At 67.6% G+C, this 24,342-nt stretch carries 20 protein-coding genes and 1 pseudogene; 13 read left to right on the plus strand and 8 right to left on the minus strand.

Going from position 1 to position 24,342, the window contains the following annotated elements:
• Positions 1-481: 481 nt before the first annotated feature.
• Genes SLQ31_RS22315 through SLQ31_RS22330 form a run of 4 tightly spaced genes read left to right on the plus strand, consistent with a single transcriptional unit; the run spans position 482 to position 8,493 of the window.
• Positions 482-3,802 (plus strand): transglutaminase family protein, encoded by a 3,321-nt coding sequence (locus tag SLQ31_RS22315; protein WP_319436296.1) that lies wholly within the window; start codon positions 482-484, stop codon positions 3,800-3,802.
• The gene (locus SLQ31_RS22320) at positions 3,802-6,552 is read left to right on the plus strand and encodes a circularly permuted type 2 ATP-grasp protein (protein ID WP_413642754.1); all 2,751 of its coding nucleotides are present in this window, start codon (positions 3,802-3,804) and stop codon (positions 6,550-6,552) included. Before SLQ31_RS22315 ends, SLQ31_RS22320 begins: the two co-directional genes overlap by 1 nt.
• Positions 6,549-7,472 (plus strand): transglutaminase family protein, encoded by a 924-nt coding sequence (locus SLQ31_RS22325; RefSeq protein WP_319436300.1) that lies wholly within the window; start codon positions 6,549-6,551, stop codon positions 7,470-7,472. The genes SLQ31_RS22320 and SLQ31_RS22325 overlap by 4 nt, the downstream gene beginning before the upstream one ends.
• Entirely contained in the window at positions 7,465-8,493 is a 1,029-nt protein-coding gene (locus SLQ31_RS22330; RefSeq protein WP_319436302.1) for a putative zinc-binding metallopeptidase, read from the plus strand. Before SLQ31_RS22325 ends, SLQ31_RS22330 begins: the two co-directional genes overlap by 8 nt.
• On the opposite strand, the gene SLQ31_RS22335 is transcribed toward SLQ31_RS22330, so the two are convergent.
• On the minus strand, positions 8,490-9,689 hold the full coding sequence (locus SLQ31_RS22335; RefSeq protein ID WP_319436618.1) for a serine hydrolase domain-containing protein: 1,200 nt from the start codon (positions 9,687-9,689) through the stop codon (positions 8,490-8,492). The two genes, SLQ31_RS22330 and SLQ31_RS22335, sit on opposite strands and share 4 nt — an antisense overlap.
• A 119-nt stretch (positions 9,690-9,808) precedes the next feature.
• On the opposite strand from SLQ31_RS22335, the gene SLQ31_RS22340 reads away from it, so the two are divergent.
• Together SLQ31_RS22340 and SLQ31_RS22345 are read left to right on the plus strand one after the other, a co-directional pair.
• Positions 9,809-10,645 carry a DUF3097 domain-containing protein gene (locus SLQ31_RS22340; protein ID WP_319436304.1) on the plus strand — a complete coding sequence of 279 codons (837 nt, stop codon included), beginning with the start codon at positions 9,809-9,811 and terminating at the stop codon, positions 10,643-10,645.
• 154 nt (positions 10,646-10,799) lie between these two features.
• Positions 10,800-12,011, plus strand: a complete 1,212-nt coding sequence (locus SLQ31_RS22345; RefSeq protein WP_319436306.1) for an acyl-CoA dehydrogenase family protein — start codon at positions 10,800-10,802, stop codon at positions 12,009-12,011.
• Positions 12,012-12,020: 9 nt separating this feature from the next.
• Here SLQ31_RS22345 and SLQ31_RS22350 read toward each other — a convergent pair whose 3' ends face one another.
• Positions 12,021-12,941, minus strand: a complete 921-nt coding sequence (locus SLQ31_RS22350) for a TIGR03619 family F420-dependent LLM class oxidoreductase (RefSeq protein ID WP_319436308.1) — start codon at positions 12,939-12,941, stop codon at positions 12,021-12,023.
• A gap of 129 nt (positions 12,942-13,070) precedes the next feature.
• Between SLQ31_RS22350 and SLQ31_RS22355 the strand changes: the two genes are divergently transcribed.
• Both SLQ31_RS22355 and SLQ31_RS22360 read left to right on the plus strand, forming a co-directional pair.
• Entirely contained in the window at positions 13,071-13,733 is a 663-nt protein-coding gene (locus SLQ31_RS22355; RefSeq protein ID WP_319436310.1) for a TetR/AcrR family transcriptional regulator, read from the plus strand.
• 123 nt (positions 13,734-13,856) lie between these two features.
• The gene (locus SLQ31_RS22360; protein WP_319436312.1) at positions 13,857-15,341 is read left to right on the plus strand and encodes an aldehyde dehydrogenase family protein; all 1,485 of its coding nucleotides are present in this window, start codon (positions 13,857-13,859) and stop codon (positions 15,339-15,341) included.
• A 55-nt stretch (positions 15,342-15,396) separates the two neighbouring features.
• Here SLQ31_RS22360 and SLQ31_RS22365 read toward each other — a convergent pair whose 3' ends face one another.
• Genes SLQ31_RS22365 through SLQ31_RS22375 form a run of 3 tightly spaced genes read right to left on the minus strand, consistent with a single transcriptional unit; the run spans position 15,397 to position 17,526 of the window.
• Positions 15,397-16,176, minus strand: coding sequence for an SDR family oxidoreductase (locus SLQ31_RS22365; protein ID WP_319436314.1), 780 nt, complete (start codon positions 16,174-16,176; stop codon positions 15,397-15,399).
• Positions 16,173-16,658, minus strand: coding sequence for a nuclear transport factor 2 family protein (locus SLQ31_RS22370; protein WP_319436316.1), 486 nt, complete (start codon positions 16,656-16,658; stop codon positions 16,173-16,175). The genes SLQ31_RS22365 and SLQ31_RS22370 overlap by 4 nt, the downstream gene beginning before the upstream one ends.
• A 13-nt stretch (positions 16,659-16,671) precedes the next feature.
• Positions 16,672-17,526 (minus strand): LLM class F420-dependent oxidoreductase, encoded by an 855-nt coding sequence (locus SLQ31_RS22375; RefSeq protein WP_319436318.1) that lies wholly within the window; start codon positions 17,524-17,526, stop codon positions 16,672-16,674.
• Between the two features lie 105 nt (positions 17,527-17,631).
• Between SLQ31_RS22375 and SLQ31_RS22380 the strand changes: the two genes are divergently transcribed.
• Positions 17,632-18,357, plus strand: a complete 726-nt coding sequence (locus SLQ31_RS22380) for an IclR family transcriptional regulator (RefSeq protein ID WP_319436320.1) — start codon at positions 17,632-17,634, stop codon at positions 18,355-18,357.
• Here the strand turns inward: SLQ31_RS22380 and SLQ31_RS22385 are convergent.
• A complete protein-coding gene (locus SLQ31_RS22385; RefSeq protein WP_319436321.1) occupies positions 18,354-19,142 on the minus strand; it encodes an SDR family NAD(P)-dependent oxidoreductase in 789 nt (262 codons plus the stop codon). The two genes, SLQ31_RS22380 and SLQ31_RS22385, sit on opposite strands and share 4 nt — an antisense overlap.
• 97 nt (positions 19,143-19,239) lie before the next feature.
• On the opposite strand from SLQ31_RS22385, the gene SLQ31_RS22390 reads away from it, so the two are divergent.
• Positions 19,240-19,821 (plus strand): TetR family transcriptional regulator, encoded by a 582-nt coding sequence (locus SLQ31_RS22390; protein ID WP_319436322.1) that lies wholly within the window; start codon positions 19,240-19,242, stop codon positions 19,819-19,821.
• Here SLQ31_RS22390 and SLQ31_RS22395 read toward each other — a convergent pair.
• Positions 19,798-20,691, minus strand: a complete 894-nt coding sequence (locus tag SLQ31_RS22395; protein ID WP_319436323.1) for a DMT family transporter — start codon at positions 20,689-20,691, stop codon at positions 19,798-19,800. The two genes, SLQ31_RS22390 and SLQ31_RS22395, sit on opposite strands and share 24 nt — an antisense overlap.
• Before the next feature lie 18 nt (positions 20,692-20,709).
• Here SLQ31_RS22395 and SLQ31_RS22400 point away from each other — a divergent pair, with 18 nt between their 5' ends.
• Entirely contained in the window at positions 20,710-22,068 is a 1,359-nt protein-coding gene (locus SLQ31_RS22400) for a replication-associated recombination protein A (protein ID WP_413642760.1), read from the plus strand.
• Positions 22,069-22,092: 24 nt separating this feature from the next.
• Entirely contained in the window at positions 22,093-23,184 is a 1,092-nt protein-coding gene (locus SLQ31_RS22405) for a methyltransferase (protein WP_319436324.1), read from the plus strand.
• Here the strand turns inward: SLQ31_RS22405 and SLQ31_RS22410 are convergent.
• Positions 23,181-23,801, minus strand: a complete 621-nt coding sequence (locus SLQ31_RS22410) for a hypothetical protein (protein ID WP_319436325.1) — start codon at positions 23,799-23,801, stop codon at positions 23,181-23,183. The genes SLQ31_RS22405 and SLQ31_RS22410 overlap by 4 nt on opposite strands.
• A 127-nt stretch (positions 23,802-23,928) precedes the next feature.
• Here SLQ31_RS22410 and SLQ31_RS22415 point away from each other — a divergent pair.
• A pseudogene (locus tag SLQ31_RS22415) lies at positions 23,929-24,317 on the plus strand (secondary thiamine-phosphate synthase enzyme YjbQ).
• The last annotated feature ends 25 nt before the right edge of the window (positions 24,318-24,342 follow it).

Consider the following 24,342-nt stretch of genomic DNA (forward strand, 5'->3'; position numbering starts at 1 on the left):
CTGCGCTACACACCGAGCGTTCCCGACGATGTTCCTGTCTCGCCCGCCCCGACGAGCACGACGGTTCCCGTAACCGCACCCTGGCTCGCCCCCGGTCCTCTGGTTACGACGCCGATTTCCACACCTGCTGCGCCGCCGACGGCTCAGCCCACGGTAACCACGCCGGCCGAAAGCCTTGCCCCGACCTACAGCCCGCCGACCTACAGCCCGCCGACCGACAGCCCGCGGACGACGGATAGCCCTGCGCCTACGTACAGCTCGACGCCGACGTATAGCGCCCCATCGACGCCCACTTCGAGCGCGACGCCCACCACTACGGCAACGACTGGTCCCAGCGAGCAGCCTGCTTTCCCCATTCGGCCTACACACGCGCAGTCTGATGTGCTTCCCAACGGTGGACGGCGTAGTTAAAGAAGATCACCCGCCTGTAGAACCGTCGCGTCCTGCGCGCCTGCGCGCGTTGTGGTGGGATTAGCGGCCTATGGGTATCAAAGTGGCGCTGGAGCATCGCACCAGTTACACCTTCGACCGCTTGGTCGAGGTGCACCCGCACGTCGTCCGCCTGCGGCCTGCGCCGCACTCCCGCACGCCGATCGAGGCGTACTCGCTGGAGGTCGAGCCCGCTGACCACTTCGTCAACTGGCAGCAGGATGCGTTCGGCAACTTCCTGGCCCGGCTGGTCTTTCCGACCCGGACGCGGACGCTGACCATCAAGGTCGGCCTGATCGCCGATCTCAAGGTGATCAACCCGTTCGACTTCTTCATCGAGGACTACGCCGAGACGTTCCCGTTCACGTACACCAAGGCGCTCAAGGACGATCTCGAGCCCTACCTGCGGCCCGTCGACGAGGCCGAGGAGGGTTCGGGTCCGGGGGAGTTGGTGCGGTCCTGGGTGCGCAATTTCGTCGTCAGGCCCGGCACGCGGACGATCGACTTCCTGGTCGCTCTCAACCGCGCCGTCAACGGCGACGTCGGCTACAGCGTGCGGATGGAAGCCGGGGTGCAGGCCCCGGACTTCACGTTGCAGACCGGGATCGGCTCCTGCCGCGACTCCGCTTGGCTGCTGGTGTCGATCCTTCGTGAGCTCGGCCTGGCCGCTCGGTTTGTGTCCGGCTATCTGGTGCAGCTGTCCTCCGACATCGAGGCCCTCGACGGGCCGTCCGGGCCGGCCGCGGACTTCACCGATCTGCACGCCTGGGCCGAGGTGTACATCCCCGGCGCCGGGTGGATCGGGCTGGACGCCACCTCGGGACTGTTCGCCGGGGAGGGACACATCCCGCTGGCGGCCACCCCGCACCCATCGTCGGCCGCGCCGATCACCGGCTCCACCGGCGTGGCCGAGGCCACCCTGGACTTCGCCAACATCGTCACCCGCGTCCACGAGGACCCGCGGGTCACGCTGCCGTATACCGATGCGGCATGGGCGGCCATCAACGCGCTCGGCGTCCGCGTCGATCAGCGGCTGACCGATGGCGACGTCCGCCTGACCATGGGCGGCGAGCCGACATTCGTCTCGGTGGACAACCAGGTCGACGAGGAGTGGCTCACCGCCGCCGACGGGCCGCACAAGCGGGAACGCGCATCGGTGCTGGCCGCGCGGCTCAAGGCGGTGTGGGCGCCGGGCGGTCTGGTGCAGCGCAACCAGGGCAAGTGGTATCCCGGAGAACCGTTGCCGCGTTGGCAGATCGGAATCCACTGGCGCCGCGACGGCCAGCCGCTGTGGAACGACCCCGCGCTGCTTGCTGACCCGTGGGGCACCGAACACGACGAGGTGGACCCCGAAGCCGCCCAGCAGGTGCTGTCGTTGATCGCCGAGGGTCTCGGACTGCCGGCCAGCCAGGTGCGCCCGGCGTACGAGGATGCGTTGAGCCGGCTGGCCCAGGCGGTCCGACTGCCGGCCGGCGATCCGGTCGAACCCGACGAAGATCTGCAAAACGACAGCCCGGCCGCCCGCGCGGACCTGCTCGCCCTGCTGGAGGAGTCGGTCGTCGATCCGGCGGCCTACCTGCTGCCGGTGCATCGCCGCGACGACGACGCAGGCTGGGCCAGTGCCGACTGGCGGCTTCGCCGCGGCCGTATCGTGCTGCTGGACGGTGATTCGCCTGCCGGGCTGCGGCTGCCGCTGGGCTCGATCAGCTGGGAGCCGCCGCGCCCGTCGGTGCCCGCCGATCCGATCGCCAGCGGGCGTCGGACGCTGCCGGTGGATCCCGAGAGCGCCGACGCGGCCGTGGACGACGCCGACGACGCACCCACCACTGCCATGGTCGCCGAGGTTCGCGACGGGCTGCTCTACATCTTCCTGCCGCCCACCGAGGAGCTGGAACACTTCGTCGACCTGATCGCCCGGGTGGAGTCGGCCGCGGCCAAGGTCGGCTGCGCGGTGGTGATCGAGGGCTACGGGCCGCCGTCCGACGGGCGGCTGGAATCCATGTCAGTCACACCGGACCCCGGTGTCATCGAGGTCAACGTGGCGCCCAGCACGAGTTTCGCCGACCAGCGCGACCAACTGGCGACCCTCTACGACGAGGCCCGCAAGGCCCGGCTGTCGACCGAGTCGTTCGACTTCGACGGCACCCACGGCGGCACCGGCGGTGGCAACCACATCACGCTGGGCGGCATCACCCCGGCCGACTCACCGCTGCTGCGCCGGCCGGACCTCCTGGTGTCGCTGCTGACCTACTGGCAGCGCCACCCTGCGCTGTCGTATCTGTTCTCCGGGCGCTTCATCGGCACCACATCGCAGGCCCCCCGAGTCGACGAAGGCCGCTCCGAGGCGCTGTACGAACTCGAGATCGCCTTCGCCGAGATCGCCCGGCTGACCGCGGCAGAATCCGAAAGCTCCGCTGCGTGGGTGACAGACAGGGCGCTGCGCCACCTCCTCACCGACATCACGGGCAACACTCACCGCGCCGAGTTCTGCATCGACAAGCTCTACAGCCCCGACAGCCCCCGCGGCCGGCTGGGCCTGCTGGAGCTGCGTGGCTTCGAGATGCCACCGCACTACCAGATGGCGATGGTGCAGTCGCTGCTGGTGCGCGCGCTGGTGGCCCGGTTCTGGGAGCAGCCGCTGCGGGCCCCGCTGATCCGGCACGGGCAGAACCTGCACGGCCGATATCTGTTGCCGCACTACATCATTCACGATATCGCCGATGTGGCCGCCGACCTGCGGGCACACGACATCAACTTCGACACCAGCTGGCTGGACCCGTTCACCGAATTCCGGTTCCCGCGGATCGGCACGGCGGTGTTCGACCATGTGGAGATCGAGCTGCGTGGCGCCATCGAACCGTGGAACACCCTGGGTGAGGAATCCGCCGGCACCGGCACCGCGCGCTACGTCGACTCCTCGGTGGAGCGGATCCAGGTGCGCACCATCGGCGCCGATCGGCAGCGCCACGTGTTGACCTGCAACGGCTACCCGGTCCCGATGCTGGCCACCGACAACCCCGACATCCAGGTCGGCGGGGTCCGCTACCGCGCGTGGCAGCCGCCCAGCGCGCTGCATCCCACGATCACCGTCGACGGCCCGCTGCGCTTCGAGCTGGTGGACACCGCCACCGGCACCTCCCGCGGCGGCTGCACGTACCACGTCTCCCATCCTGGCGGCCGGTCCTACGACAGCCCGCCGGTCAACGCCGTCGAGGCCGAGTCACGGCGCGGCAGGCGCTTCGAGGCCACCGGGTTCACTCCCGGCAAGGTCGACGTCGCAGACATCCGGGAGAAGCAGGCCCGGCAATCGACCGACGTCGGCGCCGCGGGGATCCTCGACCTGCGCCGGGTGCGCACAGTGCTGCAGAACTGATGGATACGGCCGACCCGAATGTGGTCGGGGCGGGCCATTCTCGTAAGTTTGCAGGAGTACTTCAGTCAGGAGGTGGGCCGTTGTCGCTGTCGGCCGCCGGTTCTGGCTTAAGCCGGCCCAGCCATGACCCCGATCGGTTGCTTGCCGGCTACGGGGCCGCCCGCGCCCAGGACACGCTGTTCGACCTTCGTGGCGGGGCCGGCACCTTTGGCGGCACCGGGTACGACGAGTTCGTCGACGCCACCGGCACCGTCCGCCCCTCGTGGCAGGAGCTCGCTGACCTCATCGGCGAGCGCGGTCGCGCCGGGCTGGAACGGCTGCGCGGTGTGGTCCGCGGGCTCGTCGACAACGACGGCATCACCTACATCGAGCTGGACCACGACGGCGAGGCCGTCACCAACGAAGAGGGCATCGCGATGCCCGGCCCATGGCATCTCGACGGGATACCGCTGCTGCTTTCGGCGTCGGACTGGGAGACGCTGGAAGCCGGTGTGGTGCAACGGTCCCGCATCCTCGATGGGGTACTGACCGACCTGTACGGCGCGCGCCGCGCGATCACCAGCGGGATTCTGCCGCCGCAGTTGCTGTTCGGCCATCCCGGCTACATCCGCGCCGCGCGTGGCATCGAGAACCCAGGCCGGCATCAGCTGTTCATGCTCGGCTGCGACGTGAGTCGGGCTGCCGACGCGCGGTTCATGGTCAACGCCGACTGGGCGCAGGCGCCGTCGGGGGCCGGCTATGCGCTGGCCGATCGCCGGGTGGTGGCACACGCGGTGCCCGACGTTTACGAGCGCATCGGCCCGAGCCCGGCGTCCCCGTTCGCCCAGGCGCTGCGGCTGGCGCTCATCGAGGCCGCACCCGAGGCCGCCGAGGACCCGGTGGTCGTGGTGCTCAGCCCCGGTATCCACTCCGAGACCGCGTTCGACCAGGCCTACCTGGCGTCGGTACTGGGTTTCCCGCTCGTCGAGAGCGCCGATCTGGTGGTGCGCGACGGCAAGCTATGGATGCGGTCGCTGGGCACCTTGAAGCGGGTCGACGTGGTGCTTCGCCGGGTCGACGCCGACTACGCCGACCCGCTGGATCTGCGACCTGACTCACACCTGGGTGTCGTCGGCCTGGTCGAGATGCAGCGCCGCGGCGCGGTGACAGTAGTCAATACCCTCGGCGCCGGGATTCTGGAAAGCCCTGGGCTGCAACGGTTTCTTCCTCAGCTGGCCGACCGGCTGCTGGGGGAGAAGCCGTTGCTGGACACTCCGCAGCTGTACTGGGGCGGGTTCGAGCGGGAGCGGTCTCATCTGCTGGCGCGGCTGAACACCCTGTTGATCAAGTCGACCGTCGGTGGCGAGACCATCGTGGGTCCGGCGCTGTCGACCGCGCAGCGCAGCGAGCTGGCCGCCCGGATCGAGGCGCAGCCATGGGAATGGGTCGGCCAGGAACTCCCGCAATTCTCTTCGGCGCCCACCGACCACTACCCGGGTGGGCTGTCGGCAGCAAGTGTGGGCTTGCGGTTGTTCACCGTGTCGCAGCGCGGTGGGTACGCACCGATGATCGGCGGGCTCGGCTACGTGCTGGCGCCCGGCAATGCCGCCTACAAGCTGAAAACTCTTGCTGCCAAGGATATCTGGGTGCGGCCGCCGACTCGGGTGACAGCCGAGACGCTGACCGTCCCGTCGGTCGACCTGCCCAGCGGGACCCGGTTCATCAGCTCGCCGCGGGTGCTGTCCGACCTGTTCTGGATGGGCCGCTACGGCGAGCGGACGGAGAACCTGGCCCGCCTGCTGATCGTGGCCCGCGAGCGCTATCACGAATACCGCTACCGGCAGGACATGGAGGGCAGCGAGTGCGTGCCCGTTCTGCTCGGGGCGCTGGGTGCGCTCACCGGAAGTGACACCGAGGCAGGCGGGACCTACGCCGACGCGGTGGCCGGCGCTCAGCGCACGCTGTGGTCGCTGACGGTCGACCGGATGCGCTCGGGGTCGCTGGCCCAGTCCGTCGAACGGCTCGGCCTGGCCGCTCGGTCGGTGCGCGACCAGATGTCCAACGACACCTGGATGGTGCTCGGCGCCGTCGAGCGGGCGCTGGCCGAGCAGGCGGGCTCGGCGCCTGGCCCGCACCGCGGGACACGGATCACCGACGACACTCAGCTGGCGACGGCCCAGCAGCAGACGCTGGCCGGCATGCTGGCGCTGTCCGGGGTGGCCGCCGAGTCGATGGTGCACGACGCCGGCTGGACGATGATGGACATCGGCAAGCGCATCGAGCGCGGGCTCGCGCTGTCCGCGCTGCTGCGGGCGACGCTGACGACCGCGCGCAGCCCGGACGCCGAACAGACCATCACCGAGTCCGCCTTGGTGGTGTGTGAGTCCTCGGTGATCTACCGCAGGCGCAACCTGGGCAAGGTTAGTGTGGCGGCTGTGGCCGACCTCGTGTTGTTTGACGGGGAGAACCCCAGATCGCTGATCTACCAACTGGAACGACTGCGGTTGAACCTGCGCGCGCTGCCGGGTGCGTCGGGCTCGTCGCGGCCGGAGCGGCTGGTCGATGACATCAGCACGCGGCTGCGCAGGCTGAATCCGGCCGACCTCGAAGCCGTAGACGACACGGGCCGCCGGGCCGACCTCGACGCGCTGCTGGGCTGGATTCACAGTGCGCTGCGGGAGCTGTCCGACGTCATCACCCGCGCCCAGCTGTCCCTGCCCGGCGGCATGCAGCCGCTGTGGGGACCCGACCAGCGCCGGGTCGTGCCATGAGCGAAGCGATCGGGGGATCAACACAGACCCGCTCCTATCGGGTCACGCATCGCACGGAGTACAGCTACTCCGATGTGGTCACCAGTTCGTACGGCCGTGGGCACCTCACCCCGCGTGACACCACCGGGCAACGTTGCCTGGCCTACGAACTCGACATCGATCCCGTCCCCGCCGATCGGTCCACCAGCCGCGATGTGTACGGCAACATCAGTTCCTATTTCCACATCACCGAACGCCACGACGCCCTGACCGTCACCAGTCGTTCGGTCGTCGAGGTTGACCCGCCGCCGGCCGAGCTCTACGAGGCGGGCTGGGCATCGGCTCCCTGGGAAGCCGTTCGGCCCGTCGGCCACAACGGAGCGCTGGCATCCGAGTTCACCCTCGACCTGCGTCCGGCCGAAATCACCGACGCAGTACGGGAATACGCCGCGCTCAGTTTCACGCCGGGCCGTCCACTCGTCGAGGTCCTCCGCGACCTCAATGCCCGGATCTTCTCCGACTTCACCTACAAGTCCGGTTCCACCACGGTGTCCACACAGGTGAGCGAGGTTTTGCAGGCCCGCGAAGGGGTATGTCAAGACTTCGCTCGGCTGGCGATCGCCTGCCTGCGCGCCAACGGATTGGCGGCGAGTTACGTGTCGGGATACCTCGCCACCGACCCGCCGCCGGGAAAGGAACGGATGTACGGCGTAGACGCCACCCATGCCTGGGCCGCGGTGTGGACTCCGCAAAACGATTGGCTCGGGCTTGATCCCACCAATGACAATTTGGTCGACGAGCGCTACATCACCGTCGGCTGGGGTCGCGACTACGCCGACATCCCGCCGCTGCGGGGCATCATCTACACGGATTCCGAGAAGAGCGTCATCAAGGTCTCGGTAGACGTCGCACCATACGACGAGGGCGTGCTCCATGCGTGATTTCATCTGCCCCAACTGCGGCCAGCATCTGGCTTTTGAGAACTCGGTCTGCCTGTCGTGCAGCAGCAGGCTGGGATTCTCCTTGGACGATATGGCATTTCTGGTGATCGCTTCCGGTGAGGGCAGTGAGCACGGCGGGGCTGTCGACGCCGCCGATTATCAACTGTGCGCCAATCTGTATCTGGCCGAATGCAACTGGCTGGTCAAGGTGCAGCCCATCCGCCAGTTGTGTGCGTCGTGTCGGCTCACCCGCACCCGGCCGGACGATGACGACAAGGCCGCGATGGCAGCCTTTGCACTGGCCGAGCGGGCCAAGCGGCGCCTGATCGCCGAGCTCCAGGAACTCAAGCTGCCGATCGTCGGGCGCGACGAGGATCCGGAGTACGGGCTGACCTTCGATCTGTTGTCCAGCGCCAAGGAAAAGGTGTTCACCGGCCACGACAATGGCGTGATCACACTGGATCTCGCCGAGGGCGACGACGTCCACCGTGAGCAGTTGCGCACCTCGATGGATGAGCCGTATCGCACGCTGCTCGGCCATTTCCGCCACGAGATCGGCCACTACTACTTCTACCGGCTGGTCGGTAACTCACCGCCGCACCTGGAGCGGTTCAACGAATTGTTCGGCGATCCCGACGCCGACTACCAGGCCGCGCTGGACCGCCACTACAACGAGGGCCCGCCGAAGGGCTGGAAGAAAAACTACGTCTCCTCGTATGCCACCATGCATGCCGCCGAGGATTGGGCCGAGACGTTCGCGCACTACCTGCACATCCGCGACACTCTCGACACCGCCGCGGCCTTCGGGCTGGCCCCGGCCAACGCCACCTACGAGCGAAGAGTGTTGGGGCCCAGCGGGTTCGACAATATTATCGAGATGTGGCTGCCGTTGTCCTGGTCGCTGAACATGGTGAACCGGTCGATGGGCAAGGACGATCTCTACCCGTTCGTGCTGCCGGTGCCGGTCCTGGAGAAGATGCGCTTCATCCACGCCGTCATCGACGAGATGGCGTCCGTCTAGGACTGCGGGCGCACTCCGAGTACGTCGCGAAACACCGCTTGGCGCAGGGCAAGCTCGCGCGGGTCGCTGTACAGGTGGAAGCCGAGCTTGTTCATGACGTAGCCGAATCCGACCCCTGTGTCGGGGTCGGCGAACCCGAACGATCCGCCGAAACCTGGTGTGCCAAAAGCGTTGTCGGACGATCCGAAATGCACATTCGGCATCGGCTTGCTGAAGCCGAGGGAAAACTGCAGATCGACGTTCAGCACCCTGTCACGGGTCCCGCCGCTGGGGATGCTCGCCGGGGCGGTCAGCTGATCCAGAACGTCCTTGCTCAGACCGATTTCGGCGCCTCCCGCCGCGGCGGCGCCATAGAGGTTGGCCACCGCCCGTGCCGTGCCGATCCCATTGCTGGACGGCATCTCCACGGAACGCACCTCGTCGCGGTTGTAGTCGCCGTCCCACGGCTTGACGTCGCTCGGGACGTTGGTGGCGCGGGCGGACAGACCGACGGGGTTGAGCGCGGCAACGACGAAGCCGGCCGGCATCACGTTGAGATGCCGCAGTATTTCGGACCGCTTCCACTGGTGCAGCGTCGCAACGCGGGCACGGTCCACGTCGGCAGGCAGCCCGATGTGCAGATCCAATCCCAGCGGTGCGGCGATCTCCTCGGCCAGGAACCGGCCCACCGTGCGCCCGGCCGGATCGGTACGGCGAATCAGCTCGGACTGGTACCAGCCCAACGTGATCGCGTGGTAGCCGTGCCGAGTCCCCGGCGGCCACGCGGGTGGCTGGCGGGCCAGTATCGGTGCCAGTCGGGCCGGGTCGGTGATATCGGCCAGGCTTGGTGCAGGGGTGAGTGCGGGCAGACCGGCCTGATGGGCGAGCAGTTGGCGCACAGTCACGTCACCCTTGCCGCCTTGGGCGAATTCCGGCCAGTAGTCGGCGACTTTGGCGTCGTAGGACAGTAAGCCCTTCGACACCGCCACGGCGAAGGTCAGCGCGGTGATCCCCTTCGTGGTGGAGAACATGTTGACCATGGTGTCGGGCTGCCACGTGGTTTTCGCCACTCCGTCCCTATAGCCGCCCCACAGATCCACGACCTTGACCCCGTCCCGGTAGACGGCGACGGCGGCCCCGACTTCGGCGCCGGAGGCGAGGTTGCGCCGGAACGCGTCGGCGACCTTCCCGTAACCCTCGGCGACGTCGCCGCCCATCAAGTCAGGTGGCACTACAACTTTGAGCACTGTCGAGCCCTTCTGTGGTCTCGAGGAGGATATGTCGACGCGCCGCGCGTCATGGCCGCATTCGCGGGCACGGCTTCTACGATCGCCGGGTGGCTGATCGCTATGGCGCCGACGTACTGGCCAACAACCCGCACAACTCGGGCAAGCCCCGTTCGACAGAACAGGCCGTCGAGCTGGGAATGGTCGTCGAAGACCCGCAATCCGGATTCGTCGGTGCGGTTGTCGGCGTCGAAGGGTCGCGGGTCGAGATCGAGGACCGCAAGGGTCGACGGCGCGTGTTCCCGCTGGGCCCCGGGTTTCTGTTCGAGGGCAAGCCGGTGATCCTGACCGGGCTGCGCCGCTCGGCGCCTGCCGCGCAGCGCACCAAGTCGGGTTCGGTGAAGGTCGCCGACGCCCGCGCCAAGGTCGCGCTCGCCAGCCGCATCTACGTCGAGGGCCGTCACGACGCCGAACTCGTCGAACAGGTGTGGGGTGACGATCTTCGGGTCGAGGGTGTCGTCGTGGAGTACCTCGGCGGCGTCGACGACTTGGCCGGCATCGTCGAGTCGTTCCGGCCTGCGCCGGGGCGACGCCTGGGTGTGCTGGTCGACCACCTGGTGGCAGGGTCCAAGGAGGCCCGGATCGCCGACACGGTGCGGCGCGGGCCGGGCGGGGCGCACACGCTGGTTGTCGGCCATCCTTACGTCGACATCTGGCAGGCCGTCAAACCCGAGCGGGTGGGCCTGAAGGAGTGGCCGACGGTGCCGCGCAGCATCGAATGGAAGCACGGGATCTGCGCGGCGCTGGGGTGGCCGCACCGCGACCAGGCCGATATCGCCAGGGCCTGGCAACGCATCCGATCCTCGGTGCGGGACTGGACCGACCTGGAGCCGGCGCTGATCGGCCGGGTCGAGGAACTCATCGATTTCGTGACGCAACCCGCCTAACGTGGACATGCACGTGTGACGCATGTCGCAGGCGGAATTCATCGCGGTTCGGTGTACAGTTGTTCACCGTAGGAGCTTTACCGCCGACTGCAGTCTGGTCGTCGTCATCCGATGCCGGCCGACGCGGTACGACTTGATCCGGAGCTAGACCGTCATGACTTTCTCCCTTGATGTGCCTGAAGAAGTCGCCACCGTCCGGGATTGGGTGCACCAGTTCGCGGCCGACGTGGTGCGACCCGCGGCCGCCGAATGGGACGAGCGCGAGGAAACGCCCTGGCCGCTGATCCAGGAGGCCGCGAAGGTCGGCCTCTACACCCCTGAATTGTTCGCCGAGATGTCGACCGAGCCCTCCGGCATCGGAATCCTCACCGTGTTCGAGGAGATGTTCTGGGGCGACGCCGGTATCGGGCTGTCGATCCTTGGCACCGGACTCGCCGCGGCCGCGCTGGCCGCCAATGGCACGCCGGAACAGATCGGGCACTGGCTGCCCGAGATGTTCGGCACGCCCGGGGATCCGCATCTGGCCGCGTTCTGTTCCTCGGAACCCGACGCCGGCTCCGACGTCGGCTCGGTGCGCACCCGCGCCCGCTACGAGCAGGCCACCGACGAATGGGTGCTGAACGGCACCAAGACCTGGGCCACCAACGGTGGCATCGCCAACGTCCACATCGTGGTGGCCTCGGTCCATCCCGACCTGGGCACCCGGGGCCAGGCCACGTTCATCATTCCGCCGAACACGCCCGGCTTCTCCCAGGGGCAGAAGTTCAAGAAGCACGGCATCCGCGCCTCGCACACCGCCGAGGTGGTGCTGGACAACGTGCGCGTACCGGGCGACCTGATCCTCGGTGGGCTGGAACGCTTCGAGCAGCGGACGGCGAAAGCCAGGGAAGGGCAGCGCACCTCCACGCAGGCCGCGATGGCGACCTTCGAACGCACTCGGCCTGCTGTCGGCGCGATGGCGCTGGGCGTAGCCCGGGCCGCCTACGAGTATGCCCTTGAATATGCCTGTGAGCGTGAGCAATTCGGTCGCAAGATCGGCGACTTCCAGGCGATCGGGTTCAAGCTGGCGGACATGAAGAGCCGCATCGACGCGTCCCGGCTGCTGATCTGGCGGGCCGGCTGGATGCAGCGCAACAACAAACCGTTCACCTCGGCCGAGGGTTCGATGGCCAAGCTGCACGCCAGCGAGACGGCGGTGTACGTCACCGACGAGGCCATCCAGATCCTCGGCGGCAACGGCTACACCCGCGATTACCCGGTGGAGCGGATGCACCGCGACGCCAAGATCTTCACGATCTTCGAGGGCACCAGCGAGATTCAGCGCCTGGTGATCGCGCGCAGGTTGACCGGTCTGCCGATTCGTTAGTGGTCGGCGTCAGGGGACTTTCGGTTTGATCTCCTCGATCACCCACTGGGCGTAGTCCAGGTACTCGTCGACGCCGCGCACCGTCGGCAGGGGGACTGCGCTTACCGTGACACCCTGTTCGCCAAGCCAACTCAATCGGTCCACGATTTCTTCGGCGCTCATGCCCGGCCGGCCGTGCTGGTCGTCACGCACGGTGTGTCCCTCGCCGACGCGGGCGGTCGACATCCCGTGGACGACGTCGAAAGGCCTTCCGTCATAAGTGGGCTGGGATTTGATGAAGTCCACTCGCTCCGCGAGCTGGTCGGGTGGCGTCAGAAACGACCACCAGCCCGACGCGTACTTGGCCGCTCGTCGTAATGCGGCGTCGGCGTCACCGCCGATCCAGATGGGCAGGTGGGGTTTCTGTATTGGCTTGGGCTCGAACGCGACGTCGTCGAACTGCACGTATTTCCCGTCGAACCGCGGTGTCGCGCTGGTCCAGAGCTCCACAATCGCCGCCAGGTATTCGTCGGCGATGCGGCCGCGCTCGTGAAACGGAACGCCGAGCACGTCGAACTCCGGCTTGAGCCAGCCGACTCCGAAGGTCACCATCATACGACCGGTGCTCATCCAGTCAGCCGTCGCGAGTGCCTTCGCCAACACCACCGGGTGTTGCAAGGGGAGCACGGTGATGCAGGAGTTCACGCGTATCCGCTCCGTGGCGCCGGCGATATAGGCTTGGGCCACCGTGGAATGCAGATAATGCGGGCCTGACAGCTCGACGTGGTCGTTGGGAATAATGAAATGCTCTGGCACAGCGACCATGTCGTAACCCCACTGGTCTGCGCACTTGACCATGCGAGCCTGGTCGGCGCCGGTGACCGCGGCTTCCCATGGTTGCGACATCGCTTTGAGTCGCAACATGTGCGGGAGATTGAAGACGAGTTTCACAGGCCCCCTGCCATCATCGCGCTACAGCGACCGCGATCGGATTCCGGTAACTCTACGATGATAGAGAAGGAAGGGAACCGCCGGGAGCGTTACGGATTTTCGCGGGGATAGCTAGACTTCTCGATCGACATGCGACGTAAACCCAATCCCGAGCAACGTCGTCGCGAACTGTGCGATGTGGCGATCCGGTTGCTTGCCCACGATGGTGTGAAGGGCCTGAGCCATCTGAAGGTGGACCGCACTGCGGGACTGCCGGACGGCACGACGTCGTTCTACTTCCGGACCCGGACCGCGCTGGTGAACGCCGCGGCGGCCCGTGTCGCCGAACTCGACCTTAAGGATCTGAGCTCCGCCACCGCCGGTTCGGAGCAATCGGAGGTGTCCTCGCCGGCATGGGGGCTCTCGAATCTGGTGATCCGTTCCGCCTCCGGCGCCCGTCTGATGAGGACCAAGGCGCGCAATGAGCTTGCACTGCAGGCTTCTCGAGACGGCAACCTCGACGAGGCGTTGAGCAGCTACAACGAGGAATTCTTCGCCTTGATTCGCGACGTGGTCATTCGACTGCAGCCGAAGGGCGAGCCCGATCCCGTACTCGTCGACGAACAGGCATATGCCGTCATGACGTTCATTAGCGGTGTCATGCTGGCGTTCAACAGGGGCGATCACCGGATCAGAACGGCCGCCGAACTCGACGTGTTGATCTGCGGCATCGTCGACGGCGTTGGCACTGCCGTGCGTGCCGCGAACACCCCGCCCGCTGCGAAACTGCGCCGGCCAGCACCACGCAGCTGACGAATTGCGGCGAATGACGCCCGAGCTCTACTCTATGTTAGTAGAGTGGAGGCAGTGTGTCGGGCGGTGGAACAAACTGTCCGACAGTAATTTTGATGCCCGTGCGGCACGGAGAGGTGAATCATGACTGCTGTGCAAGCCGAGGGCGGCGTGTTGGCCGGTGAGCGGCGGATGCTCATCGACGGCGAACTAGTCGATGCCACCGCGAAAGCGGTGTTCGACGTGGTCCATCCGGCGAGCGAGGAAGTGGTCGGTCAGGCGGCGGACGGCACCGTCGCCGATATGGAGCGCGCGGTCGGCGCGGCCCGTACGGCGTTCGACACCACGGAATGGTCGCGCGACCTCGACTTCCGTTACCACTGCCTGTTGCAGTTGCATGAGGCTCTCGAACGCAATACCGAACGGCTACGACGCATCCTGATCACCGAAGTCGGATGTCCGGTCTCGGTCACCGGCTCACAGATCGAAAGCCCGATCGACGAGGTCAAGCACTGGGCCCAGCACGGCCGTGACTTCGAGTATCTGCCCGACACCGGTCTGCACGACACCGCGCTGGGCCCGGCCCGGCGCTGGCTGCATTACGAGCCGCTCGGCGTGGTCGGCGCGATCACGCCGTGGAACGTACCGCTGTACCTCAACATCGCCGAAACCGTGCCGGCCTTGATCGCCGGCAACACCGTGGTGCTCAAACCCGCACAGCTGACGCCCTGGTCGGGCAGCGAACTGGGACGGATCATCGCTGAGGAAACCGACATCCCAGCGGGGGTGTTCAACGTCGTCACCTCCAACGCCAACCAGGTGGGTGCGGCCCTATCTGCCGATCCGCGGGTTGACATGATCACGTTCACCGGTTCGACCGCGACGGGTCGAGCGATTCTGGCCGCCGGCGCGCCGACGGTGAAGAAGACATTGTTGGAACTCGGTGGCAAGTCGGCCCATATCGTGCTCGACGACGCCGACTTCGACTCGGCGTTGCCATTGGCGGCCATGATGGCTTGTGTGATGTCCGGCCAAAGTTGCATATTGCCGTCGCGGATCCTGTTGCCGCGCGGCAGATACGACGACGGCGTGGCGATCCTCAAGGCCGCCATGGAGAATTTTCCCCTTGGTGATCCCTGGGTGCCTGGCATTATGCAGGGACCTCAGATCAGCGAGGCGCAGCGGAACAAGGTTCTTGGCCTGATTCGCTCGGGTCAGGACTCCGGTGCCCGGCTGATCACCGGCGGAGGCATTCCGGAGGGTCTGCCCACCGGTTACTACGTACAGCCGACGCTGCTGGCCGATGTCGACCCCAATTCGCTTGTAGCCCAAGAGGAGATCTTCGGCCCTGTGCTGACCGTGACTCCGTACGACAGTGATGACGAGGCCATTGACATCGCCAACAACTCGATCTACGGGCTGTCGGGGGAAGTGTCCGGTGCCGACGTCGAGCGGGCGCTCAACGTGGCGATGCGGATGCGCACCGGGAACGTCAGCATCAACGGGAAGAGCCATTTCGGCATCAGCAGCCCGTTCGGCGGCACCAGGCAGTCGGGGCTGGGATACCGCAACGGAGATCAGGGATTCGTGGAGTATCTGCACATCAAGACCATCGGGTTCCCGGAATGAGCGCACGCCCCCAGGGCATCTGCGAGTGACTATCACACCACGGTCGATCCCGGTGCTACTGCGGCCCTAGATCCGGGGCCCAGGCGACGCCGTTGATGTGGCCGCCGCCGTCGACGAAAAGCGTGTTGCCAGTGAGGTATCGCGATCCTTCGCTGGCCAGGAACACCGCGACCGGAGCGATGTCCTCGTACGGATCGCCCATCCGGCCCATCGGGTTGGCGGCGTCGGCAATCGCCGCGATCTCCGGATGCTGCGCGGTAATCGCAAGGAAGGCTTGGCTTTTGGCGGCGGGGCAGATGGCGTTGACGGTCACCCCGGTCGGCGCCCATTCCCTGGCGGCGGTGCGGGTCAGGGCGCGCAGCGCTTCCTTGGCCGAGTTGTATTCCAGGGAGCCGATGTGGGCGTTGACGCCGTTGAGGCTGCACATGTTGATCACGCGGCCCCAGCCGCGCTCCTTCATGTGGCCGAAGGCCGCGCGCATGGCCCACAGCGGACCGTAGTAGCCCACCGCGAAACCGTGGGCGAGCTCGTCGTCGGTCTTGTTCTCCACCCGCCCGATCCCACCGCCGCCCCAGGCGTTGTTCACCAGAACATCGATGGCCCCGTATTCGGAAATGGCTGCGGCGACCGCACTTTCGACCTGGTTGCGGTCGGACACGTCGGTGGCGACGAACAGTCCACCGATCTCATCGGCTACCGCGGTCCCGTTGGTGGGGTCGAATTCGGCCACCACCACCCGGGCGCCCTCGTCGGCGAACCTGCGGGCGATACCGGCGCCGATCCCTGCGCCGGCGCCGGTGATCAGCGCGACCTTGCCGTCCAGCGCGCCGCTCATCGCGCGTCACCGGCCAATCCGGCCGAGATCAGTTCGTTGGCCTGACCGCTGCCGTCGAGTTGGCGGGCGGTGCGGCTGACGATCTCCCAGCCGTGCGCTGCCCGGCGCAGCCGTATCAGGTGCACGCCGGCACGACCGACGTTGTAGCCGCGCGGCTCCCGGCGCACGAGCAGCATGGACTGGCAGATCGCAACGGCCTCGTCGCCGTCGACAGTGACGGCTGGCGGACCGAAGAAGTGGCAGCAGCCCCGGGCGATCAACCCCCGGTGTTCCTCGGAGCGCACCATCGCGGCGACGTCGGCGCGGCTGGACATCGTCCAGTCGCCGGTGTCGTAGCCGCCGTCGACGGCCCAGAGCGCGGCGACGGCGTCGGGGTCACCGGAGTCGACCAGCGGCCCGTAGGAGGCGATGAGCCGCGCGACATCCCGTTCGTCTTCAAGGGTTTTGAGGCGTCTTTCGAGGTTCTCCAGGGTGTCACTCACAGCGCTTTCCTCTCTAGAGCTCGTCGGCCAGCTCCCGTAGCGCGGCGAGTTGATCGCAATAGTGGTCGGGGGAGTCGGCGGTCACCGAAGCCGTGACGGTGGTGGCGCCGGCATCGCGTAATGCGGTGAGGCGCTTGCTGGTTCGATCGCGATCGGCGATCGGATCGACGGAATACCCGGTGGACAGCACCACCTCGAAGCCGGGCGGCGCGTCGATTCCGGCCAGCATGGCCTCGATCTCGGCGTTGCCCAGCCCGAACGGCATCCAGCCGTCGGCGAGCCCGACCGCCCGGCGCAGCGACCGCTTGGTGTACCCGCCGACCCAGATCGGCACCCGCGGCTGCACGGCGCAGGGCTCCACGGCGAAGCCGTCGAACTGGTAGTGGGTGCCCTGGTAACTGGGCCGGGTGGTGGACAGCGACGCACGCAGCGCGCGGATGGCGTCGTCGGCGCGTTCGCCGCGGCCGTCGAACGTCGCGCCCAGCAGTTCGAACTCCTCGGCCGATGAGCCGACACCGACGCCGAGTACCAGCCGGCCTCCGCTGAGCCGGTCCAGCGTGCCGAAGCGCTTCGCGATCTCCAACGGGTGGTGATAGCCGAGCACGACCACCGACGTCGTCAGCGAAATCCGGCTGGTGTGCGCGGCCAGAAAGCCGAGCGTCGAGAGCGGATCCCAGTAGGTCAGGCCGCGCGCAGCGCCTTCGGCAACGGGCAAGGCGATGTGCTCGGCGCAGGTGATGTGGTCGAAGCCCAGCTCGTCGGCGGTGTGCGCGATGCGGGCCAGGTCGGCAATGTCGGCGTCCGTCTCCCACTCCGAGGACACCCCGGGCAACTGCATCACCATCGGCGTCGACAGTCCGATCCGCACAGTGCTGTTCTAACCGGCGCCACACCGGCGGAATGCTTGCGTCCCGGTGATCGGGACCGCTACGGTGCGGTAGAACGAATTCTCGCCAAGCGGACAGGAGTGCTGATGACCGCGGCTTTGACTGACACTGCTCCCGCATCGATGCTGGATCGGTTCACGGCCATCATCGATGCCTTTGAGGACACTTCCGCAGGGCTGACGCTGGATCAGATCGCCGCGCGGGCGCACCTGCCGCGCTCGACGACGCACCGCATCCTCGACCAGCTCGTGCGCCTGCAGTGGTTGACCCACTCCGGCCGGGGTTACCGGCTCGGGGCGCGCACGTCAGCGTGGGGTGCCGGCGACGGCGCCGATGTCCGGCTGCGGTCGATCGCGGCGCCGGTGCTGCACGAAATGCAACTGCGCACGGGCGCGGTAGTGCATCTGGGTCTGCTCGATCGCGGCGAGATCGTTCATCTGGACAAGCTGGGCGGGCCGTCGGCTCGCCAGGTGCCGACGTCGGTCGGTGTGCGCATCCCGGCTCATCGGGTGGCGCTCGGCGTCGCCGCGCTGGCCGGCCTCTCGCCCGAGGATGTGGTGGCCGAGCTGAGTCACGTGCGTGGCTGGGAGCCCGACGCGGCATGGTGGGGCGAGCTGCACAAGGTCCGCAGGCGCGTCGTGGTGCGCAGCGGCGACTACACCGCCCCGATGTTGTCGGTGGCGGCGACGATCGGCTCGCGCGCGGCGATCGGCATCGTCACCTCGGACCGGGTGCTCGCGCAGCGATGTCAGCCGTTGGTTTCCGCATCGGCGGCACGGATCGCCCGGGCACTGGCCGGCGCGAACAACTAGCTCAGCCCCATCAACTTCTGCATCATCCGGTGCGCGCCGGCGACCACTTTCGTGCGATCCGGATCATTGCGCCGCGCAACGTCTTCGGCGTTACCACCGGCGACGAACACCGGACCGTTCGGCAGCTGCTCGAGCCCTTCCCTGGCGACGTCCGCCGGATCGGCCACCCGCATGCCGGGCACATCGAAGTTGAGGCCCACCCGCTCCATCGCGGGCGTGCGGGTCACCCCGAGAACCAGCTCCAGCACGTCGACGCCATGGTCGCGTAACTCCAGCCACAGTCCCTCGGCGAAGATCCGCCCATAGGCCTTCACCCCGCCGTACACCGTGTGGCGCACCGATCCCAGATATCCCGACATCGACCCGACCAGCAGGATGCCGCCGCGCCGACGCTCGCGCATCAGCCGGCCGTAATGCTGGGTCAGCGCCATCATCGTGGTGATATTGAGCTCGACCACCCGCTGGAAATCGGCGAGCTCGGCGTCAAGGAACTCCGCACTGCAGGTATTGGCGCCGGCGTTGTAGATGAACAGACCGACCTCAAGCTCATCGGTCAGCGCACTCAGCTCGGCGACCGCAGCTGGATCGACGAGATCGGTTGCCAGCGTTCGCACTTCGACTCCGAGCACACGGCATGCCGACGCCGTCGCCGCCAACGGCTCCGGCTTGCGGGCCACCAGAACGAGATTGACGCCCGCCTCGGCCAGCAGGCGGGCGAATTCGGCACCCACGCCTTCGGAACCGCCGGCGATGACCGCCCACGGACCGTACTTCGCATACGACACACACCGATCGTCACCCGTGCCGGCCCAACCCGTGACCAGGGTCTCGCTGATCGGTACAGGTGCGCGGCGAGTAGGCCCATACCGGATACTGAGACGCATGCCGCGGATCGGAGAGCCCCGGGCGCCGGCCCGGCCGGCGACCGATGACCAGGAGAATCGCCGTGGCGCCATCCTGTCCGCCGCCTCGCGGCTCGGTTCGGTCAAGGAGATCGACCGGATCCAGGCCCAGGAGATCGCCGCCGACGCGGGCGTCGCGTTGCGGACGCTCTACCGCTACTACCCGTCCAAGCATCACGTGTTCGCCGCGGTGCTCGACGACCAGGTGGCCCGCTTCCGCCCGCCGCCGCCCAGCGGTGACGCCGCCGGCGACATCGCCAGTCTGATGGTCGCCGCGTGCCGAAACCTGTTGCGCCACAAGCATCTTGCGCACGCGATGATCACCTCCACCCAGATCGTGCGCGCTCAGGCCGATGCGCCCGACGATCCCGCCCTGCGCGAGCTCATCCTCGAGATCGCCGGCATCGACCACCCCACTGCCGAACAGGTGCGCCGCTCCCGGCTGGTGCAGCAGGCCGCATTCGGCATCCTGACGTGGACGGTCGGCGGCGCGCTGCGGCCAGAAGATGCACTGGCCGACGTCGACGTCGCCTGCCGGCTACTCGTCGGCGACGTTTTTTGACGGATTCTGAGCGCCATCCCGGGCGCCAACCCGGCTGGCCAGCACCGAACCGGTGAGGATCAACACCAGCCCGGCGATGTGGAACCAGGTCAGCGGCTCGCTCAACAGCGTCACCCCGGCGATCAGCGCCACCGCGGGGTTGACATAGGTGAACAGCAGCGCCCGGGTGGGCCCCACCTCCCGGATCAGTGCGAAGAACACCACGAACGCCAGCGCCGTGCAGATGCCCGCCAGCGCAGCGATGGCGGCATACGCATGCCCGGTCAGCCCATGCTGTGGCCAGGTCAGCGCCGCCGGGACGAGATACACCAGCGCCGCCAGCCCCAGGCAGGCCGACGTCAGCGCGGGGCCGGGCACGTCGGCCAGATAGCGCGCGGCGATCAGCGGCGCGATGGCATAACACGTCGCCGTCAGCAGCACCTCGATCACTGGCCAGGCGCCACCGGCGGACAGGCCGGGTCCGGCCAGCACCGCGACCCCCGCCAACCCGAGGCCGAGTCCGGCCATCCGCAGCGGACCCAGCCGTTCGCCGCCGGTCAGCCGGTCGAGCGCCGCCGCGATGATCGGCGCGGCGGCGATCAGCAGCCCGGTCAGGGAACTCGTCAGGTGCCGCTCGGCGTCCGAGAGCAGCAGCCAGGCCGCGATCATTTCGAAGAACGCGAACGCCGCCGCCGCTTTCCAGTGCCGGCGCAGCAACGTGCGGGCGTCGCGGGACAGTGCCAGCGGCAGCAGCAGTAGCGCACCGACCGCCGATCGGGTGAACACCAGCACCGGCACCGACACCTCGTCGACGGCCACCTTGATCAACAGATACGGGATGCCCCAGATGACACTCATCGCGGCGAACAGAACCCAGCCGCGTGCAGTCACGACGACCACATTACGAACGTGGCACATTACGAACGTGGTAAGTCTGAGGGCGTGTCCGACAGCCTGTTCGACGTGCCCGGTGACGAAGGCCGGCTCAGTTCGGCTGCGCCCACGTCGGCTCCGCTGGCGGTCCGGATGCGTCCGGCCAGCCTGGACGAGGTCGTCGGGCAGGAGAACCTGCTGCGCCCCGGTTCGCCACTGCGCAGGCTCGTCGAGGGTGCGGGCGCGGCGTCGGTCATCCTCTACGGGCCGCCAGGCACCGGCAAGACCACGCTGGCCTCGCTGGTGTCACAGGCCACCGGCCGGCGGTTCGAGGCGCTCTCGGCGCTGAGCGCCGGGGTCAAGGAAGTGCGCGCGGTCATCGACAACGCCCGGCGCGCGGCGGCCTACGGCGAGCAGACCGTGCTGTTCATCGACGAGGTGCACCGGTTCTCCAAGACGCAGCAGGACGCCCTGCTGGCCGCGGTGGAGAACCGCATCGTGCTGCTGGTGGCCGCCACCACCGAGAACCCGTCGTTTTCGGTCGTCGCCCCGCTGCTGTCCCGCTCGCTGATCCTGCAGCTGCAGCCGCTGACTGCCGACAACATCCGCGCCGTGGTGCAGCGCGCGATTTCTGACCCGCGCGGGCTGGGCGGTGCCGTCCCCGTCGACGACGACGCCGTCGAGCTGGTGGTGCAGCTGTCGGCCGGTGATGCCCGCCGGGCGCTGACCGCGCTGGAGGTCGCCGCCGAAACCGGTGAGCACGTCACCGTCGACACCATTGAGCAGTCGCTGGACAAGGCGGCGGTGCGCTACGACCGCGACGGCGATCAGCACTACGACGTCATCAGTGCGTTCATCAAATCGATCCGCGGCTCGGACGTCGACGCCGCGCTGCACTATCTGGCCCGCATGCTGGTCGCGGGGGAGGACCCGCGCTTCCTGGCGCGCCGGCTGATGATCCTGGCCAGTGAGGACATCGGCATGGCCGACCCGTCGGCGCTGCAAACCGCCGTCGCCGCCGCGCAGACCGTCGCACTCATCGGCATGCCCGAAGCGCAGCTGACCCTCGCGCACGCCACCGTGCACCTGGCGACCGCGCCGAAATCGAATGCGGTCACCACCGCACTGGGCGCCGCGATGAACGACATCCGGGCAGGCAAGGCCGGCCTGGTGCCGGCCCATCTGCGCGACGGGCATTACGCGGGAGCGGCCAAACTGGGCAATGCCGTCGGCTATCGTTACCCGCACGACGACCCGGATGGTGTTGTACCGCAACAGTATCCGCCTGACGAGGTGGCGGGGGTCGACTACTATAAGCCGACCACCCACGGCGCGGAACGGGAGATCGCCGGCCGGCTGGATAAGCTGCGGGCGATCATCCGGCGTAAGCGCTGAGCACACTCGAGGGGAAAGATATCCATGACCGCGCAGGCCAAGGTCCCACCGGCACGAGTCGTACGGCTCGTCGAGCGCATCCGCTTCCGCCTGTCGCAACTGAGCGGGCGCATGGTGCCACCGCCGATCGCGATGCTCGAACTGGTGCTGGGGACATGGGTGTCACAGGCCATCCAGGTGGCGTCCGCCCTTGACATCGCCGACGCGTTGGCTGATGGTCCGCTGCCTGCTGCTGAACTCGCGAAGCGGGTCGACGCGGATCCGGACGGGGTGGACCGGCTGATGCGAGCGCTGGTCAGCCGCGGGGTGTTTCGGCGAGGCCGCGACGGCCGCTACGCACTCAATGCTCTCGGCGAGACACTGCGATCCGATATCGGGTCGCCGATGCGCGCGGCGGGCCTGTTCTACGGATCCCGCCAGCAGCGCGAGCACTGGACCCACCTGCTGGAGGCGGTCAGGACCGGCAAGCCCGTCGTGGAGTCACTGCGCGGCAAGGAGTTCTTTGAATACCTCGGTGACGACCCGGAATTCGCGGGGTTGTTCAACGACGCGATGACGGGCATGTCGGAGATGACGGTACAACCGGCGGTCGCCGCCTACGACTTCAGCCGTTACGCCACCATCGTCGATGTGGGCGGCGGTCACGGCCGGTTGCTGGCGGCCATCCTGGGCGCCACGCCGACGGCGCGCGGCGTGCTCTACGACCTGCCGGACGTCGTGGCAAAGGCGCCCAAGTTACTTGCCGAATTCGGGCTGACCGAGCGGGTCGACGTGCAGGCCGGCTCGTTCTTCGAGGCCGTGCCCGCCGGCGGCAGCGCCTACGTGATGAAGCACATCATTCACGACTGGGCTGATGAGCAGGCGCTGACGATCCTGCGCAATGTCCGTGCCGCAATCGATCCCGGCGCCACACTTCTGTTGCTCGAGTTCGTGATCCCGGATCACGACGGCGACTTCATCGGCAAGTGGGTGGACCTCGAGATGTTGGTGCAAGCCGGCGGCCGGGAGCGCACCGCCGAGCAGTACCGGTCGCTGCTGGCGCAGGCCGGATTCCGGATGACCGGGGTGGTGGGAACCGCCGCCCCGATCAGCGTCGTGGAAGCGGTGCCGGTCTAAGCCATTTCGGGCACGCGCAGGTGTGCCAGCGTCAGTTCGAACTCGCCGACGTCGAGCTGGTCGGCGCCCAGATCGCGGAGCAGCGCGGTCCGCAGTGACCTCGCCGCATCGCGGCTGCGTTCCATCGCGTCCTGGCTGTCGTAGGTCGTCGAGACCACCGCACGGCCCGTGGTGCGGTCGCTCATCAGGCTGGTGCTGCAGAACCCGTCGAGCTGTTCGATCTCCGGGAGCACCGTCGTCTTATAGAACTCGACGGCCTGGCCGAACTGGTCGGGCCTGGCTTTGAGCCAGATGGCCCGTACGCAGGCGCCGTCTTTCGAGCGGTGGTCGCGATGCAGCGCGGCGATCAGCCATTCGTCCACCGAGGTGGCGGCCCCCAATGCCTTGGCCACATGCGCGCGCAGTGGGCGCACCCGGTCGGCGCTGGCGTGCATCGCCTCGACGTCATCCCAGGCCGTGGTGGCGATGCAGCGGCCCGATTCCCGGTCCGCCAGCAGGGACATCCCGACACATCCGGTCATGGCCTGCAGCGCCGGCATGACCTCGTCACGGAACACGGCGATCCCGTCGACGACACATTCGGGGCGCGCGTCAAACGTGGTAGAGCGTGCGTGCACGGTCCACCTCCTTCGAGTCGGGGCAGCGCCCCGGTGGCGCTACCGGCTCTGTCCACCTTCCTCCCCTCGATATGACTTGGCAGCGTTTTCTTTCACGTCACCTACGCTGGGAATTGTGGACAGCGACGTGCTCGACATCGACAGCTCGCGGCGCCGGATCGTCGACCTCACCGACGAGGTGCGGTCGTTCTGCCGCGGCCGCGGGGACGGGCTGTGCAACGTGTTCGTCCCGCACGCCACTGCCGGCGTCGCCGTGATCGAGACCGGAGCCGGTTCCGACGACGATCTGCTCGACACCCTGGAACGCTTGCTGCCGCGCGACGACCGGTACCGGCACCCCACGGGTCATCCGGCCACGGCGCCGACCACGTGCTGCCGGCCATCGTGGCGCCCTCGGTGACGCTTCCGGTGGCTGACGGCTCCCCACTGCTGGGTACCTGGCAGAGCGTGGTGCTGGTCGACCTGAATCGGGACAACCCGCGCCGATCGGTCCGGCTGAGCTTCCTGCCTGGGTGAGCGGAGGTTTCCGACCGGTAATGTG

The sequence above is a fragment of the Mycobacterium sp. RTGN5 genome, assembly GCF_033804465.1.
GTDB lineage: Bacteria > Actinomycetota > Actinomycetes > Mycobacteriales > Mycobacteriaceae > Mycobacterium.